The 17,092-nt window shown below is 65.3% G+C and carries 15 protein-coding genes and 2 tRNA genes; 3 read left to right on the plus strand and 14 right to left on the minus strand.

Translation table 11 applies throughout. The features are described from left to right. Window positions 1–38: 38 nt before the first annotated feature. The gene (locus tag GJV26_RS04440) at window positions 39–1,055 is read right to left on the minus strand and encodes a L,D-transpeptidase (RefSeq protein WP_155707772.1); all 1,017 of its coding nucleotides are present in this window, start codon (window positions 1,053–1,055) and stop codon (window positions 39–41) included. A gap of 267 nt (window positions 1,056–1,322) precedes the next feature. On the opposite strand from GJV26_RS04440, the gene GJV26_RS04445 reads away from it, so the two are divergent. Then, window positions 1,323–2,102, plus strand: a complete 780-nt coding sequence (locus GJV26_RS04445; RefSeq protein WP_173346147.1) for a CPBP family intramembrane glutamic endopeptidase — start codon at window positions 1,323–1,325, stop codon at window positions 2,100–2,102. 47 nt (window positions 2,103–2,149) lie between these two features. Here the strand turns inward: GJV26_RS04445 and GJV26_RS04450 are convergent, their stop codons facing one another. The 4 genes from GJV26_RS04450 to GJV26_RS04465 form a co-directional block, all read right to left on the minus strand. Next, entirely contained in the window at window positions 2,150–2,593 is a 444-nt protein-coding gene (locus GJV26_RS04450; protein ID WP_155707774.1) for a DNA breaking-rejoining protein, read from the minus strand. Then, window positions 2,590–3,804: an acetate/propionate family kinase gene (locus tag GJV26_RS04455; protein ID WP_155707775.1), complete on the minus strand. Its 1,215-nt coding sequence runs from the start codon at window positions 3,802–3,804 to the stop codon at window positions 2,590–2,592. The genes GJV26_RS04450 and GJV26_RS04455 overlap by 4 nt, the downstream gene beginning before the upstream one ends. A gap of 1 nt (window position 3,805) precedes the next feature. Further along, complete coding sequence (locus GJV26_RS04460; RefSeq protein WP_155712244.1) at window positions 3,806–4,756, minus strand: phosphate acetyltransferase; 951 nt, start codon at window positions 4,754–4,756, stop codon at window positions 3,806–3,808. 168 nt (window positions 4,757–4,924) lie between these two features. Further along, window positions 4,925–5,410, minus strand: coding sequence for an META domain-containing protein (locus tag GJV26_RS04465; protein WP_173346148.1), 486 nt, complete (start codon window positions 5,408–5,410; stop codon window positions 4,925–4,927). A 469-nt stretch (window positions 5,411–5,879) separates the two neighbouring features. Here GJV26_RS04465 and GJV26_RS04470 point away from each other — a divergent pair, with 469 nt between their 5' ends. Then, the gene (locus GJV26_RS04470) at window positions 5,880–7,115 is read left to right on the plus strand and encodes a Gfo/Idh/MocA family protein (protein WP_155707777.1); all 1,236 of its coding nucleotides are present in this window, start codon (window positions 5,880–5,882) and stop codon (window positions 7,113–7,115) included. A gap of 503 nt (window positions 7,116–7,618) precedes the next feature. Here the strand turns inward: GJV26_RS04470 and GJV26_RS04475 are convergent. From GJV26_RS04475 to GJV26_RS04515, 9 genes are all read right to left on the minus strand, one after another. Continuing rightward, window positions 7,619–7,708 (minus strand) — tRNA-Ser (locus GJV26_RS04475). Window positions 7,709–8,196: 488 nt separating this feature from the next. Then, window positions 8,197–8,286: transfer RNA gene (locus GJV26_RS04480), tRNA-Ser, on the minus strand. Window positions 8,287–8,363: 77 nt separating this feature from the next. Next, window positions 8,364–9,653 carry a serine--tRNA ligase gene (gene serS / locus GJV26_RS04485; protein ID WP_155707778.1) on the minus strand — a complete coding sequence of 430 codons (1,290 nt, stop codon included), beginning with the start codon at window positions 9,651–9,653 and terminating at the stop codon, window positions 8,364–8,366. A gap of 109 nt (window positions 9,654–9,762) precedes the next feature. Then, window positions 9,763–9,954: a hypothetical protein gene (locus GJV26_RS04490; protein WP_155707779.1), complete on the minus strand. Its 192-nt coding sequence runs from the start codon at window positions 9,952–9,954 to the stop codon at window positions 9,763–9,765. A gap of 430 nt (window positions 9,955–10,384) precedes the next feature. Next, window positions 10,385–10,681, minus strand: a complete 297-nt coding sequence (locus GJV26_RS04495) for a YciI-like protein (RefSeq protein WP_155707780.1) — start codon at window positions 10,679–10,681, stop codon at window positions 10,385–10,387. Next, window positions 10,659–11,480: an alpha/beta fold hydrolase gene (locus GJV26_RS04500; RefSeq protein WP_229427900.1), complete on the minus strand. Its 822-nt coding sequence runs from the start codon at window positions 11,478–11,480 to the stop codon at window positions 10,659–10,661. The genes GJV26_RS04495 and GJV26_RS04500 overlap by 23 nt, the downstream gene beginning before the upstream one ends. A 42-nt stretch (window positions 11,481–11,522) precedes the next feature. Next, window positions 11,523–12,830, minus strand: a complete 1,308-nt coding sequence (locus GJV26_RS04505) for a replication-associated recombination protein A (protein WP_155707781.1) — start codon at window positions 12,828–12,830, stop codon at window positions 11,523–11,525. A 17-nt stretch (window positions 12,831–12,847) separates the two neighbouring features. Beyond that, window positions 12,848–13,483, minus strand: coding sequence for an outer membrane lipoprotein chaperone LolA (gene lolA / locus GJV26_RS04510; RefSeq protein ID WP_155707782.1), 636 nt, complete (start codon window positions 13,481–13,483; stop codon window positions 12,848–12,850). Window positions 13,484–13,493: 10 nt separating this feature from the next. Next, complete coding sequence (locus tag GJV26_RS04515) at window positions 13,494–15,905, minus strand: DNA translocase FtsK (protein WP_155707783.1); 2,412 nt, start codon at window positions 15,903–15,905, stop codon at window positions 13,494–13,496. A 231-nt stretch (window positions 15,906–16,136) separates the two neighbouring features. On the opposite strand from GJV26_RS04515, the gene trxB reads away from it, so the two are divergent. After that, the gene (trxB, locus tag GJV26_RS04520; protein WP_155707784.1) at window positions 16,137–17,087 is read left to right on the plus strand and encodes a thioredoxin-disulfide reductase; all 951 of its coding nucleotides are present in this window, start codon (window positions 16,137–16,139) and stop codon (window positions 17,085–17,087) included. Window positions 17,088–17,092: the final 5 nt, after the last annotated feature.

Here is a 17,092-nt window from a genome sequence, read left to right on the forward strand (position 1 = left end):
ATCGCGAACGCAGGAATGCCGGCCCGGCGTACCCGGATCTACTGGCCAGTGAGCACGGTCAATCTCGAACCTGTTCCGGCATCGCCCAGCGCGGCGCTGGTGACGAGCACCGTGGCGCCGGGCTGCAGCATCGCCGTCACGCGCCGGTAGAAGTCGTCCGGGATGCGCACCTTGTTGCGGGCCAATTCGTCGACCGGCCGGCCGTCTTCGTTTTCGTGTCCGGCCACGCCGGCATGAATCCACTGCTGCGCGCCCCCGGTGCCGGCGGCCAGCGTCAGCACGTGGGTGACGTCGTCATCGCGCGGCAGCGCGACGGCGGAACGGCCGATCGGCACGCCGTTGCGCAGCACGATCACGGCCTGGTCGGCGCGCGACATCACGATCGTCACGGGGCCGGCGGGCGATTTTTCCGGTGTCCAGAAATCGCCGTCGCTCGTCACATCGAGCGTCGATGGCGCCAGTACCTCGCCGCCGCCGGTGGCGACCGGATGCACCGAATCGCCCGCGACGATGACCGTGGTACCGAGCTTGGTCGCCGCGAACAGCTGCCTGGCGAAGGCCATCGGCAGGTGCACGCAGCCGTGGCTTTCCGGATAGCCGGGCAAGCCGCCGGCGTGCAGCGCCACGCCGTCCCAGGTCAGCCGCTGCTGGTACGGCATCGGCGCATTGTTGTAGGTACTGGAGCGGTGCTTTGCATCCTTCTGCAGGATGGTGAACACGCCGGTTGGCGTCTGGTGCCCGGGTTTCCCGCTCGACACGGTGGCGACGCCGATGCGCACGCCGTTCCGATAAACGGTGGCCAGCTGCTTCGAGAGATCCACGTAGACCAGCACCGGCCCGCGCGGCGCGATCTGCGGCGCCCATACCCACTCCCCCGGCTTCATGCTGGCCGACTGCCGCGCCAGTTCAATCGCGGACGATACGGTGCGCCCTTGCGCCGCAGCCGTTCCGGTCCACAGCACGGCGGCAACGGCAAGGCTTGCGGCCAACGCCAGGCTCCGCCGCCCTTCGACGATGCGCTTGCCGTGCCTTGCCGATGTGTTGGATCCGCTCATTGATGACGGCTCTTCCATTTTCAAAAGGTAAGGGAAATCCTTGCGCAACCTTGAGCTGTTGCCCGTGCAATGCAGTCAGAAGAGGCGGCGCCTTTCATCGGCATCGCAGCGGCCGCTCGCGGCAGGCAAGCTGGACGTTATCGTTCAGGCATGTACCGTACACGAATCTCCGCCGGGATGCCAGCCGCCTGCGGACAGTGCCCGAAACTTGCGTTTGACTGTAATGTTCACCTGCCGGGCACGTTGCCCCGGTTATCGAAAGCCTCCATGAAACGATTGCGCATCACCCTGCCCCTGTCGCTCGGCGTGCTCGCGGGCTGGCTGGCATTGACCATCGGTGTCGGCTGGATCACGTCGGGCGGCGGCACGCAGTCGCTGGGCGACGCCGCCAGCGTCGGCATCGGCCCGGGCTGGCTCCTGGCGGCGTTGTTCGCGGCGGCGTTCGCGCTGGCGTCCGACGATCGCCGGGCGGCCGGGCTCTGCGCGCCGCGTCCATGGAAATCCGTGGGCCTGGTCTGGCTGCCGCTGCTGTATGCGGCCCTGATGGTGCTCGCGGCGCTCGGGGACCAGCTGACGATCCCGCGCGCCACCTTGCTGGTCCTCGCGGTCAACATGCTGGCGGTGGGCCTGTCGGAAGAACTGATGTTCCGCGGCGTGCTGCTCGCGGGGTTCCTGGACCGCTACACGGCCTGGCAGGCAGTCTTCGCTTCCTCCGCCATCTTCGGGCTGATGCATGCGCTGAACGGCTTCACCACGGGCGACGTGCCGGACGCGCTGTGGCAATCCGGCGGCGCCTTCCTGCAGGGCGTGGGCTACGCGGCGGTCCGCCTGCGCACCAGGTCGATCTGGCCGATGGCCGTGGTGCATGGCCTGTGGGATTTCTCGCTGATGCTGCAGCTGGTCTCGGGCGCGCAGCAGGAGACGGCGCCGCTGCGTCCTTACGTATCGCTGCTGCTGGTGATGCCGATTTTCCTGTACGGCCTATACCTGCTGTGGGACGGCCGCGGCGAGGCGCCGCATGGCGCCACGGCCGGCGGAACGCCCTGAGCCCATGCCGATCCGGGATCGCTTCGACTTGATCGAACAGGCAACCGTTACTTTTGCGTGCCCACGGAAAGCGTATAGTTCGCGCTTTCGTTGCGCCGCGCCGCATTGCGCATCAGGTACACGTTCACCGTGTACTCGCCACCCTGTTCGGCCTTGCCGCGGTAATCGAGGCCGTCGATCGAGCCGTTGAACAGGGCCTCCTGCGCGCCCGGCGCAGTGACGTTGAAGTAGTTCGAGCGGGAATTCGTCTTCAACCCGACGGCCAGCATCTGCCCCTGGCGCACCTGCACCTTGTACTCGGCGCTGCCGTAGCCGCGGATCTTGCCGCGCACGAGTTTCGTGCCGGGGGTGCTGGCGTCGATCGTGTGCGTCTCGACCTTGTCGGCCGCCGCGGCGGATTGCTGCAGCCCTGCCAGCAGGCCGCACAATGCAACGCCGGCGGCAAGCACACGCTTGCCGGCCAGGGCCGAATGGTTTGCTTCGGTTTTCATTGCGCTCCCACCAGCGCGGCGGCGTGCCGCGCGATCATCAGTTCCTCGTTGGCCGGCACCACCCAGGCCGCGACCTTGCTGGATGCGGCGCTGATGCGCGCGATGCCGCCGCCAACCGCGCCGTTGGCCGATTCGTCGAGCGTGACGCCCAGCCACGCCGCATCGCGGCACACGGCGGCGCGCACCGCCACGCTGTTCTCGCCGATGCCGCCCGAGAAAACCAGCGCATCGAGCCCGCCCAGTGCCGCGGCCAGCGAGCCGAGTTCGCGGCCGATGCGGTAGACCAGCAGGTCGATCGCCAGTTGTGCGCGGGGATCGACGCTGGCCTCCAGCGTGCGCATGTCGGCCGCGATGCCCGATACGCCCAGCAGCCCGGACTCCTGGTACAGCAGCCGCTGCACCGCCGCCACATCCATGCCCAGCTCGTCGATCAGGTACAGCACCACGCCGGGATCGAGCGCGCCGCAGCGGGTGCCCATCGGCAGGCCGTCGACCGCCGTGAATCCCATCGTGCTGGCCACGCTGCGGCCGGCGTGCATCGCGCACATGCTGGCACCGTTTCCCAGGTGGGCGGCGACGATGCGCCCGCCGGCCAGCGCCGGCGCGAAGTCCGGCACCCGGCTGGCGATGTATTCGTAGGAAAGCCCATGGAAACCGTAACGCCGGATGCCGCGGCCGGTGATCGACGGCGGCAGCGCGAACGCCTGCGCCAGCGCCGGCTGGCCCGTATGGAACGCGGTGTCGAAGCAGGCCACCTGTGGCACCTGCGGCGCCAGCGCCAGCACCGCGCGCACGGACGCCAGGTTGTGCGGCAGGTGCAGCGGCGCCAGCGGGATGAGTTTTTCCAGGTCGTCGAGCACCGCGCCGTCCAGCAGTTGCGGGCCGCTGTAGTGGACGCCGCCGTGCACGATACGGTGGCCGACGGCGCGCACGTTCATGCCTTGCAAATGCTCTTCGGCGTGATCGATCAGGAAGCGCATCGCCCCCTCGTGATCGAGCGGCGCATCGGCCCACGTGCGTTCCCCGGCCGGGTGCCCCTGCGCGTCGGACGCGCTGAAGCGGGTGGTGCCGGCATACAGGTTTTCCACCTTGCCCTTCAGCTCCGGCGAGAAGTCCGGACCGCGGAACAGCGAGAACTTGATGCTCGACGATCCGGCGTTGATGACCACCACGGCATCGTCCGGCGCCAGCCCGTGATTTGGTGCGTTCATCCTAGCCGCCCAGGATCCTGGCATCGGCCAGCTTGCGCCGCGCGACCAGCACGGCCACGGCGCACGAGGCCAGGCGCGCGGCCACCGAATCGGCGCGGCTCGTGAGGATCAGGGGCACGCGCGCGCCGAGCACGATGCCCGCGGCCTCGGCGCCGCCCATGAAGGTGAGGCTCTTGGCCAGCATGTTGCCCGCTTCCAGGTCGGGCGCGACCAGCACGTTGGCGCGGCCGGCCACCGGCGAGACCAGGTGCTTGATCGCGGCCGCGCCCGGATCGATCGCGTTGTCCATCGCCAGCGGCCCGTCGAGGATGCCGCCGGTGATCTGGCCCCGGTCGGCCATCTTGCACAGCGCCGCCGCATCGATCGTGGCCGGCATCTTCGCGCTGACCGTTTCCACCGCCGCCAGGATGGCGACCCGCGCCTCGCCGAATTCGAGCACGTGCGCGAGGTCGATCGCGTTCTGCACGATGTCCACCTTGTCGGCAAGTTCCGGGGCGATGTTGATGGCGGCATCGGTGATGATGACCGGCTCGCCGCGGCCGGGAATATCCATCACGAAGCAATGGGTAAGCCGGCGCGCGGTGCGCAGGCCGGTGGCGGACGATACGACGGCGCCCATCAGCTCATCGGTGTGCAGGCTGCCTTTCATCAGCGCCTGCGCCCTGCCCTCGCGCACGATTTCGACCGCGCGCGCGGCGGAGGCGTGGCTGTGCGGCGTTTCCTCGAGGGGCAATGCGGAGATATCCAGTCCGGCCATGGCGGCCGCCTGTTCGATCCGGGCCCGCGGGCCCACGAGGATCGGCAGGATCAGGCCCAGGCGGCTGGCATCGAGCGCCGATTCCAGCGCATGGGCATCGCAGGGATGGGCCAGTGCCACGGTGACCGGACCGCCGGCGCGGGCAATGTCGATCAGCCTGTCGAAATAGGGATGGCCGGTGCCGGGTGCGTTCATCGGCATACGGCTCCCGCGGTGCAACAGCGTGCTGCCCGGCGTGCGGGCAGGCTTTCTTTCGAGAGATACATTCGGGCTCCAGCGACGGGTTGTAGCGATCTTATCTATAAATCAACGCCGCAGCCAATATTTTCTGCTGCGGTGCGCAATCCCGCCGGTGGGCAGGCATCAGGGCTGGGCGCGTTCCCAGGTGTAGACGCCGGCACCGCCGGCCAGCACCAGGTGCAGCCGCCCGTCGACGATGCGGTAGCTGCGCACTGCTTCGATATCGGCAGGCAGCCGGCCCGCAAGCGGGCCCGGTGGACACAGCATTTTCGTGGTGCCCAGCGGACTCAGTGCCAGACCGCCGGCCGGACCGTCGGCGCTCCAGGTGCCGGAACCCCGGTTGCAGTCGATGCGCGCGGACAGCCGGCCATCCGCACCGAACTGCAGCTGGTACTGATCGGGCCGGGATGGCCGGAGTTCGGCGGCGGCGGCGTCGCCCGCCCGGTACGATACGAGCTGCCAGGCCGTGCCGGCCAGTGGCGGCTGGCTCGCGGCCTCCCCCGGAACCGGCGCGGAAGCGCAGCCGGACAACAGGAGCGCCGTGGCCGCGGTGCCCGCCAGGAATCGTGCAGCGGCGGCCGATGTGGTGGATTTGCTTGCAGTGTTCATGTCTCGATCCTTCCAGGAAAATGCCCGCCGCTCAGAAACGGCGGTGCCCTTCGTCGGCATCGCAGCGGCCGCTGAACTTGATCAGGCCTTCGATCTCGATGGCGCCGTACACGAACCCGTGTATTCATGCCAATAACTTGTCGTCACGAAGACGCCGTGACGCCGGCCGTCCCGTGCATGTGCAACAACCACAGGCAGCGCAGGAAGCCGGGAAGTCGCGGTGGATGCATCGGCTGCTTTTCACTCCAGTCATTGGCCATGCCGGTTGCGGGATCGTCCGGTCGCGTGGACGAAGATGAGTGAAGCTTAACTGATGGGCAACGCTGACTGGCGGCACAGGAGCCCGGTAACGGGCCTGGTTGTGGTTTTTTTGAACGGCCAGGCCGGTTTTTCCCGGCAGCTAGCTGGCGCTGCCGTTCAGCCCCCCATGCGACGATGTGCTCCCCTCTTTTATAGCGAAAGCCATCTCATGAACCAGAGCCAGCCACCGCGCCGCGATTTCCTGCGCTATGTCGGAACCCTGGCGTCGTTGTCCACGCCGGCGGCGCTGGCCGCGGCCAGCGACAAGGACCGCGTCACGTTCGCGCCGATCTTCGACAAGTCCGAAAAGCCGGAAAAGACCGAACCGCCTGCCGATCCCTGGGACCAGCGCGTGGGTGTCGCGATCGTCGGCCTGGGGCGCATCGCGGTCAACGAGATGCTGCCGGCCTTTATGCAATGCAAGCACGCCAGGCCGGTCGCCCTGGTGACGGGCGACCGCGCCAAGGGCCTGAAGATCGCGCATCAGTACAACATCCCCGAAAGCGCGGTGCTCGATTACCGGGACTATGACAAGCTTGCCGGGATGCCGGAAGTACGAGCCGTGTACATCGCGCTGCCCAACAACATGCATGCCGAATATACAGTGCGCGCGGCGCGCGCCGGCAAGCATGTGCTCTGCGAAAAGCCGATGGCGAACAGCGCGGCGGAGTGCCGGCAGATGATCGAGGCGTGCGGCAAGGCCGGCCGCAAGCTGATGATCGCCTATCGCAGCCAGTACGAACCGCTGGCCAGGGCATTGGGAGAGATGGTGCAGGAGCGGAAGCTCGGGGCGCTGAAGGAATTCAATTCGGTGAACTCGCAGAACATGGGCGACCCGCAGCACTGGCGCCTCAAGCGCGCGCTGGCCGGCGGCGGTGCCTTGCCGGATATCGGGCTGTACTGCATCAACGCGGCACGCTTCCTCAGCGGCGAAGAACCTGTCGAAGTGTTCGGCAATACCTGGTCGACGCCGGGCGATACGCGTTTCCGCGAAGTCGAAGAATCCTGCCAGTTCGTCCTGCGCTTCCCCAGCGGCTTCATCGCCACCTGCACCACCAGCTACGCCGTGCACAAGTCTCAGATGTTCCGCCTGAACGGCGCCGACGCCTGGGCGGAGATGAACCCTGCGTACGCGTATCACGGGAACCAGCTGCGGGTGGCCCGCGTGGTCGACGGCAAGGAACAGGTCAGCGACATCCAGGCCGGGGAAAAGAACCAGTTCACGCTGATGATCGACCACTTTGCCCGATGCGTCCAGCAGGACAGGGAGGTGCGCACGCCGGGCGAGGAAGGCTTGCAGGACCAGCGGATCATGGAGGCGATCTACGAGTCGGCGCGCACGCATCGGGTGGTGAAGCTGGCGGTGCCGGGGCGGACGCGGGGGCCGGCGCTGGAAAAGAAATGAAGCCGGCGCATGCGCCGACAGCCATCCGCAGGGATACCTTCAAATGGACGATTCGGAGAGCCCCGCGGTGGTAAGCGCGGGTCTTCGAATCCCACCCTCTTCCGTCCAGACAAGTAAGTTGGCGCATGCGCCGACGGCCATCCGCAGGGATACCTTCAAATGGACGATTCGGAGAGCCCCGTGCTGGTAAGCGCGGGTCTTCGAATCCCACCCTCTTCCGTCCAGACAAGTAAGTTGGCGCATGCGCCGACGGCCATCCGCAGGGATACCTTCAAATGGACGATTCGGAGAGCCCCGCGCTGGTAAGCGCGGATCTTCGAATCCCACCCTCTTTCGTCCAGACAAGTAAGTTGGCGCATGCGCCGACGGCCATCCGCAGGGATACCTTCAAATGGACGATTCGGAGAGCCCCGCGCTGGTAAGCGCGGGTCTTCGAATCCCACCCTCTTTCGTCCAGACAAGTAAAAAAGGCCATCCGCAGGGATGGCCTTTTTTACTTGTTCTGGCGGAGAGGGTGGGATTCGAACCCACGGATGGGTCGCCCCATCGCTTGATTTCGAGTCAAGTACATTCGACCACTCTGCCACCTCTCCTGGTGACGCTACAGCGCGCTGACTCGACGCCCTGCACTCCCAAGCTGAACAAAGTTCGTTGCAACTCAAGAGGCACGATTCTATAGCAACATTTGTTCCGCGTCAAACCTCGGCGGTGGGATTTGTTCAATGCGGTCGAGGCACGCAAAGCGCTGGCTACTCGAAGACTGAAAACCCGGTCAGGGGGAAAAGCGCCAGCGCGAAGCGCCGGCGAAGCCGCTGCAAAGCAGCGGCAGATGGGCGATTCGGAGAGCCCCGCGCTGGCAGGCGCGGGGCTTCGAATCCCACCCGCTTCCGTCCTCCTGCCGACCTCCTCGAAAGACGACGCAGGCGCCGCGCGCCCTCGGCGCGCGAGGCTGGCGCGGAGCGCCAGCAGATGGGCGATTCGGAGAGCCCCGCGCTGGCAGGCGCGGGTCTTCGAATCCCACCCGCTTCCGTCCAGACAAATAAAAAAGGCCATCCGCAGGGATGGCCTTTTTTACTTGTTCTGGCGGAGAGGGTGGGATTCGAACCCACGGATGGGTCGCCCCATCGCTTGATTTCGAGTCAAGTACATTCGACCACTCTGCCACCTCTCCTTTCCCACATTGCTGCGAGAAGGCAAGATTATAGCAGCCCTTCCGGAAAATGGAAGGGCTTTTTAAAGCTCATGGACTCACGCCTTCAGCGAGGTCAGGCCGCCCATGTACGGCTGCAACACGGCAGGAATCTCGACGCTGCCGTCGGCCTGCTGGTAGTTCTCCAGCACGGCGACCAGCGTACGGCCCACGGCCAGGCCGGAGCCGTTCAGCGTGTGCACCAGTTCCGGCTTGCCCTGCGCGTTGCGGAAGCGCGCCTGCATGCGGCGGGCCTGGAAGGCTTCGCAGTTCGACAGCGACGAGATCTCGCGGTACGTGTTCTGCGCCGGCAGCCACACTTCGAGGTCGAACGTCTTGCTGGCGCCAAAGCCCATGTCGCCGGTGCACAGCGACAACACGCGGTAAGGCAGGCCCAGCTGCTGCAGGATCGTTTCGGCGTGGCCCACCATTTCGTCCAGCGCTTCGTAAGATTTTTCCGGGTGGACGATCTGCACCATCTCGACCTTGTCGAACTGGTGCTGGCGGATCATGCCGCGCGTGTCGCGGCCGTAGCTGCCCGCTTCGGAACGGAAGCACGGCGTGTGCGCGGTCATTTTCACCGGCAGCGCATCGACCGGCAGGATCTCGTCGCGCACGGTGTTCGTCAGCGTTACTTCCGACGTGGGGATCAGGTAGAAGGTCTCGCCCTCGCCTTCCACGCCGCCCTTCTTCACCGAGAACAGGTCGGCTTCGAATTTCGGCAGCTGGCCGGTGCCGAGCAGCGAATCGGCGTTGACCATGTACGGGGTGTAGCACTCCGTGTAGCCGTGCTTGTCCGTGTGCGTGTCGAGCATGAACTGGGCGAGCGCGCGATGCAGGCGTGCGATGCCGCCCTTCATGACGGAGAAGCGCGAGCCGGTCAGCTTGGTTGCGGTGTCGAAGTCCAGGCCCAGCGCGGCGCCAACGTCCACGTGGTCCTTCACTTCGAAATCGAACGCGCGAGGGGTGCCGACCTTGCGCACTTCCACATTGCCGGATTCGTCGGTACCGACGGGCACGGATTCGTGCGGCAGGTTGGGCACCGCCTGCAGGAATGCCTGGAGTTTTTGCTGCACGTCGGCCAGCGCGGTTTCGTTGGCCTTGAGCCCGTCGCCGATGCCGGCCACTTCGGCCATCACGGCGGAGGTATCTTCTCCCTTGCCCTTCAACATGCCGATCTGCTTCGACAGCGCATTGCGCTTGCCCTGCAGCTCCTCGGTACGCGTCTGGATCTCTTTGCGCTCGGACTCCAGCGCGCTGAATCCGGCAACGTCCAGCTGGAACTTGCGGCTCGCCAGGCGGGCGGCCACGGTGTCGATGTCTTTACGGAGAAGTTGGATGTCAATCATGGAAATTGCCGCGAATGTCGAAACCGCAATTGTACCAAGACGACGCCCCTTCCCTTGAGTTTTACGCCCCCGCGGCGCACGGCCCCGCCGGGCCGTTCAACACATCGGCTCAGCTTTTCTCGGCAGGGGTCAGGCGCTTTGCGGCGATCGTCACGACCGGCATGTGCACGTCCGGATGGATGAACAGCGGACGGTCCGCGGAAACGACGAGCGGCTGTGTTTCGCTGGTGACGAAGGCGGTGCCGAGACCGATGGCGGCGACGACGAAGAAGATGGCTTCCATGTGTTTCATTGCATTCATGATGCGCTCCGTGGTGGTTTGGTTGTACTGGTACTGCGAGGCGGCCCGGGATGTTTGCACTGTACCTAAAGGCTTTTCGCGTCTCCACCGGCGTGCGACGAAGCGCGGAAAACGCGGGATGAACTGCAACCGCGCGGGCTCCGCATAAATTCGCATGAATTCGAGTGTGACGTTTCACCTGACCCGAAGCACAGAATAGGCCGCGTCAATCTCTGCCGATTGACGGACCGCAAATGCGCAGTTGATGGAAATCAGGATGGAACTACTGGCGGGGAACTAAGCGGATCGCAAACGTTTTCAAGATTTGCCCAAACGTTTTCATAAGCGATGGAGTAATTTCAGAACACCGGTTTGCGTGGCAGGGCGCCAACAACGATGTGTCATTTGCGCACTGCCCCGTGTTTGAAGGAAGCGTTACTGGCCGTACGCATCAGCGCACCGGCGTGCTCGCCAGGTCGCCCACGACCGTGTGCCATTTGCGCACGGTCCAGCGCTTGACCAGGCCGTGCCGGACGTACGGATCGGCGGCGGCGAAGTCTTCCGCAATGGCCGGCGCATCGATGGTGAAGACCAGCAGCGCGCTGTCGATCGGCTCGCCCGCCGCGCCGGCCAGCAGCAGTTCGCCGCGTTCGACGGCGTCCCAAGCCAGCTTCAGGTGTTCAGTGCGGTACTGCTCGCGGCGCTGCAGGTAATCGTCGGCGAGCTCATAAGTCAGCAGGTAATGCATGTGTGCTTTCCGTGGAAATGGGTGACCCGAGCCAGTCCAGCACGAGCCGGTTGAAGGAATCGGGTTGGCGCAGCATCGGCCAGTGATCGGTGTCCATCGCCACGGCCTTGCTGCCCGGCTTGCCGTCCAGCTCGGCCACCCAGGCGGACGAATGGAACATGAACGGCTTGCGCGTGCCGTAAATATAGAGCATCGGGCACAACGGGCGGAACGGCCTGCTGCTCTTGTACTTTCCGGTCCAGGTCGAATAGTAGGGATAGTTCTTTGCGACCGTCAGCGCCTCCGGCGCGGCCGGCACGCGCATCTTCCTGGCCAGTGAACGCGTCATCGATTCACCCACGCCGCCGCCGATCTTCCAGGCGGCCGCCAGCCATAACTGGTACGCCATGATGCCGAGCTTGCCCTTCAGGCCGATCTCGTCCAGGTGCGCTTTCGATCCCGCGTCGCCGATATCGACGCCGATCACGCGCGATACCAGGTCCGGGTGGCGCTGCGCAAAGTTGTAGCCGAACAGGCAGCCCCAGTCGTGCACCAGCAGCGTGACCGGCCTGCCGGGGCTGACCTGGAGGACCACCTGTTCGCACAGGGCGACCAGCGCATCGAGCGAGTGTTCCTTGCGGGGCGCGCCGGGCTCGAAGCCGGGCCAGGTGAAGCGCACGCAGCGGAAGTATGGCGAGAAGGCGGCGGCTTGCGGCTCCCACAGCGCGGCGGTGTCGGGCCAGCCGTGCAGCATCAGGATGGTGTCGGGGCCGGTGCCATCGATGTGGACCTGGGTGTTGCCGATGAGTGTTGCCGCCACTTGCCCTCCGTTGTCAGTATCCGGTGATCAGTATGGGGGTGGTCAATCCTCGCCCGCCTGCTTGTCCAGCCCCCTCAACCACGCCAGCTTCTCGGCGATCTTGCCCTCCACCCCGCGCGGCACCGGCTTGTACCAGCGCGGCTCGGGGATCCCGTCCGGCAGGTACGTTTCGCCGGCGGCATACGCATTCGGCTCGTCGTGCGCATAGCGGTACTCGTGCCCGTAGCCGAGTTCCTTCATCAGCTTGGTGGGCGCGTTGCGCAGGTGGACGGGCACCTCGCGCGACTTGTCCTTCTTGACGAACGCCATGGCGGCGTTGAAGGCGTTGTAGCCGGCATTGCTCTTGGCGGCGATGGCCAGGTAGACGACGGCCTGCCCCAGCGCCAGCTCGCCCTCCGGGGAACCCAGCCGTTCATACGTTTCGGCGGCGTCGTTGACGATGGTCAGCGCGCGCGGATCGGCCAGGCCGATGTCTTCCCAGGCCATGCGCACGATGCGGCGGGCCAGGTAGCGCGGGTCGGCGCCGCCGTCGATCATGCGGCAGAACCAGTACAGCGCCGCATCCGGGTGCGAGCCGCGCACCGATTTGTGCAGCGCCGAGATCTGGTCGTAGAAATTGTCGCCGCCCTTGTCGAAGCGGCGCGCGTTCAGCGTCATCGCGTTCTCGACGAACTTCGCGTCGATGTGCGTGATGCGCGACGAACGGGCCGCCGTATCGGCCTGCTCCAGCAGGTTCAGGAAACGGCGCGCGTCGCCATCGGCAAAGCCGACCAGCGTGTCGACGGCCACGTCGTCGAACGTCAGTGCCGTCAAGGCGGAAGCGCGCGCCTTGTCGAGCAGTTGCCGCATCTCGTCGTCGGTCAGCGACTTGAGCACGTACACCTGGGCGCGCGACAGCAATGCCGAGTTGACTTCGAAGCTGGGGTTTTCCGTGGTGGCGCCGATGAACGTCACCAGGCCCGATTCGACGAACGGCAGCAGCGCATCCTGCTGCGCCTTGTTGAAGCGGTGGATCTCGTCGACGAACAGGATGGTGTTGCGGCCGAACTGGTCGAGGTTCTGCTGCGCCTGTTCCATCGCGGCGCGGATGTCCTTGACGCCGGCGAACACGGCGGACAGCGCGATGAACTCGGAGTCGAACGCGTTGGCGGTCAGCCGCGCCAGCGTGGTCTTGCCCACGCCCGGCGGGCCCCACAGGATCATCGAATGCGGCTTGCCGGCCTGGAACGCCAGGCGCAGCGGCTTGCCTTCGCCCAGCAGGTGGCCCTGGCCGATCACTTCGTCCAGCGTCTTCGGGCGCAACGCCTCGGCCAGCGGTTGCCGGGGCTCGGTGGAGAAGAGATCGGCCATCGGTTCTATCGCCTGGTTTATTGCTTCACGACGTCGGCGCCCTTCGGCACATCGAACCGGAACGCGGTCGTGCCCAGCGGCGGGTTCTTTTCGAACTTGCGGAACGCCAGCGTGGACACCTGTCCAAAATTATCCTTCAGCTCCATCGCTTCCGGCTGGCCGTTCTTCAGGCCGATCGAGATCAGCTCGAAGCTGGTGTCCTTCGCCTTCGGCACGGCCTTCAGCCATTCCAGGCCGTCGCGCGTGCCCGCCTCGGACAGCGTGAAGTTCTTTTCCAGGTCGTTGGAGCCGAACAGGATCGCGGCCGGCGAAGAGCCCAGCGCGTCGCCCAGCTTCTTTACCGTGACCTGGTTCAGGTCCTTGTCGTAGATGTACAGCTGGTCGCCGTCGGCCTGCAGCACCTGTTCATACGGCTTCTGGTAAGTCCAGATGAACTTGCCGGGGCGCGCGAACACGAACGTGCCCGTCGACGGCGCGGAGGTCTTCTTCGCGCCGTCGACGTTCTTCGTCAACGTCTGCGTGAATTCGCCCCGGGCCGACTTGGTCGAGCCGACGAAGGTCTTGAACTGGTCCAGCGCCGCGGCATGCGCCGCGCCCGCGAACGACACCGCGAAAGCCAACGAAACGGAAGCGGCAATGATGAAACGATTCATGAGATCAATCCTATTCTGCGGGCGTGGCCGGAACGAGAATGTCCCGGTTGCCATTCGATTGCATCGGCGACACCACGCCGCTGTTTTCCATTTGCTCCAGCAGGCGCGCCGCGCGGTTGTAGCCGATGCGCAGGTGGCGCTGCACCAGCGAGATCGATGCGCGGCGGTTCTTGAGCACCACCTGCACCGCCTGATCGTACATCGGATCGGCTTCGCCGCCGCCCTCGCCCGCCGCGGCACCGTCGCCGCCGCCCCCTTCGCCCTCCAGCGTGCCGCCTTCGAGGATGCCGTCCACGTAGTTCGGTTCGCCCTGCAGCTTCAGGTGCTTGACCACGCGGTGCACTTCCTCGTCGGAGACGAACGCGCCGTGCACGCGCACCGGCAGGCCGGTACCGGGCGGCATGTACAGCATGTCGCCCATGCCCAGCAGCGCCTCGGCGCCCATCTGGTCGAGAATCGTGCGCGAGTCGATCTTGGAGGACACCTGGAACGCGATCCGGGTCGGGATATTAGCCTTGATCAGGCCGGTAATCACATCCACAGATGGGCGCTGCGTCGCCAGAATCAAGTGCAGGCCGGCCGCGCGCGCCTTTTGCGCGATACGGGCAATCAGCTCTTCCACCTTCTTGCCCACCACCATCATCAGGTCTGCCAGCTCGTCGATGATGATGACGATCGTCGGCAGCTTTTCCAGCGGCTCCGGCGAATCCGGCGTCAGCGAGAACGGATTCGGAATGTGCTCCTCGCGCTTTTGCGCCTCGGCGATCTTGGCGTTGTAGCCGGCCAGGTTACGCACGCCCAGCTTCGACATCAGCTTGTAGCGCCGCTCCATCTCGTTGACGGCCCAGTTCAGCGCATGGCCGGCCTGGCGCATGTCGGTCACCACCGGCGCCAGCAGGTGCGGGATGCCTTCGTAGACGGACATCTCCAGCATCTTCGGGTCGATCAGGATCATGCGCACATCGTGCGGATCGGACTTGTACAGCAGCGACAGGATCGTGGCGTTGATGCCCACCGATTTACCCGAGCCGGTAGTACCCGCCACCAGCAGGTGCGGCATCTTCGCCAGGTCGGCCACGACCGGCTTGCCGGCGATGTCCTTGCCCAGCGCCACGGTCAGCGACGAGGCGCTGTCGTTGTACACCTTCGAACCGAGGATCTCGGTCAGGCGCACGATCTGGCGCTTCATGTTCGGCAGCTCGAGCGCCATGTAGTTCTTGCCGGGGATCGTTTCGACCACGCGGATCGAGGTCAGCGACAGCGAACGCGCCAGGTCGCGGGCCAGGTTGACGATCTGGCTGCCCTTCACGCCGGTGGCCGGTTCGATCTCGTAGCGCGTGACGACCGGGCCCGGATAGGCGGCGACGACCTTGGCTTCCACGCCGAAGTCCGACAGCTTCTTCTCGATCAGGCGGCTGGTGAATTCCAGCGTTTCGATGGACACCGTTTCCTGCGCCGGCGGGGCTTCGTCCAGCAGCGCCAGCGGCGGCAGGTCGGTGTTCTCGATATTCTGGAACACCACCGGCTTTTCGCGCGGCAGCTCGGTTTCGGTAAACAGCGACGGCTGCTTTTCCTTCGGCACCCGCTCGACCTTTTCGACCGGCTCGGGCTTCGGCACCACCAGCATCTGGGGTTCCACCTTCAGCGGCAGGATCTCCGGATGCTTCTCCACGTGCTTCTCGCGTTCCTTGACGACGACTTCCTCGCGCTTCACGGTGGCCGCGGCGCCCTGGCGGCGATCCTCGCGGTCCTCGTAGCGCATGATGACCCAGTCGATGGCCGTTTCGATGGCCCCGCCGATGCGCTCGGCCACCGTCAGCCACGAGACGTGGAAGAACAGCGACGTGCCCATGCCGAACAGAAGCAGCAGGATCAGCGTGGCGCCCGTGAAGCCCAGGCCCACGTGGGCGGCATGGCCGACCAGCTGGCCCAGCACGCCGCCGGGCGCGCGCGGCAGCTGCACGGGCAGCGAATACATGCGCAGGTATTCCAGGCCCATGCTGCCGGTCAGCAGCAGCACGAAGCCGATCAGGCGGATGATGCCTTCGTGGCTGTGCTCCTCGTCTTCTTCCTTTTCCAGCACGAACTTGTTCGTCAGCCGGCGGTAGCCGCGCCACACGAAGCGGACCAGGTAGACGCAGAACCACCAGGCCGAAAAGCCGAAGATATAGAACATCAGGTCGGACAGCCAGGCGCCGCCGCGGCCGCCCAGGTTGACCACGTTCGGCACCAGGCTGGCATGCGACCAGCCCGGATCGCCCTTGTGGTAGCTGGCCAGGATCAATACGAAATACAGGCAAGCGACGGCCAGCGCGAACCAGCGCGCCTCCGACAGCAGGCGCACGAGCCGGTTCGGCAACGGTTGTCTTTCGGTTGCCGTGCGCCGGTAAGAATTGCTCGTCTGTTGCGTGGTTTTACTCATGACTACAACTGTGGTGGATTTTGTCGCAAACGTGTTGCGCTAAGGTAATTATTTCTATTGCGCTTATTTTAAGGCATCCGGGCCTATTCCGGCCTCTCAATTCAAGAATGCGGGGGTTCGCTTATAATCTGACTTTGCTTGACCGAACCGCTTGTGCGTTCCGGCGATGCCTCCATATAGGCTCGAACTCCCATTTTCGGTTTTATTTCCCCAATTCGCAGAGAAGCTTCCATGACCACTACCAAACACGCCCGCGTCCTGATCCTTGGCTCCGGTCCCGCCGGCTACAGCGCCGCGGTCTATGCCGCGCGTGCCAACCTGAAGCCGATGCTGATCACCGGCGTCGAACAGGGCGGCCAATTGATGACGACGACGGACGTGGAAAACTGGCCCGGCGATCCGCTGGGGGTGCAGGGTCCGGAGCTGATGCAGCGCCTGCTGCAGCACGCCGAGCGTTTCAATACCGAGATCGTGTTCGACCATATCCATACGACCAGGCTCGATGAAAAACCGATCCGCCTGGTCGGCGATGCCGGCGAATATACCTGCGACGCCCTGATCATCGCCACCGGCGCCTCCGCCCAGTACCTGGGCCTGCCGTCCGAGGAAGCGTTCATGGGCCGCGGCGTATCGGCCTGCGCCACCTGCGACGGCTTCTTCTACCGCGGCCAGGAAGTGGCCGTGATCGGCGGCGGCAACACGGCCGTCGAAGAGGCCCTGTACCTGTCCAACATCGCCACCAAGGTCACGCTGATCCATCGCCGCGACAAGTTCCGCGCCGAGCCGATCCTGATCGACCGCCTGATGGCCAAGGTTGCCGAAGGCAAGATCGAGCTGAAGCTGAACAACCAGCTGCACGAAGTGAACGGCGACGACAGCGGCGTGACCGGCCTGACGCTGCTCTCCAACGACGGCGAGCAATCGAAAATTTCCGTGCACGGCCTGTTCGTGGCAATCGGCCACAAGCCGAACACCGGCATCTTCGAAGGCCAGCTGGACATGCATAACGGCTATATCAAGACGCGCTCCGGTACCGAAGGCATGGCCACGGCCACGTCGGCGCCGGGCGTGTTCGCCGCCGGCGACGTGCAGGATCATGTGTACCGCCAGGCCATCACCAGCTCCGGCACGGGTTGCATGGCCGCGCTGGATGCGCAGCGTTACCTGGAAGCGCAGGAGTAAAGTCA

It is taken from the genome of Pseudoduganella dura (assembly GCF_009727155.1).
GTDB classification, from domain to species: Bacteria; Pseudomonadota; Gammaproteobacteria; order Burkholderiales; family Burkholderiaceae_D; genus Rugamonas; species Rugamonas dura.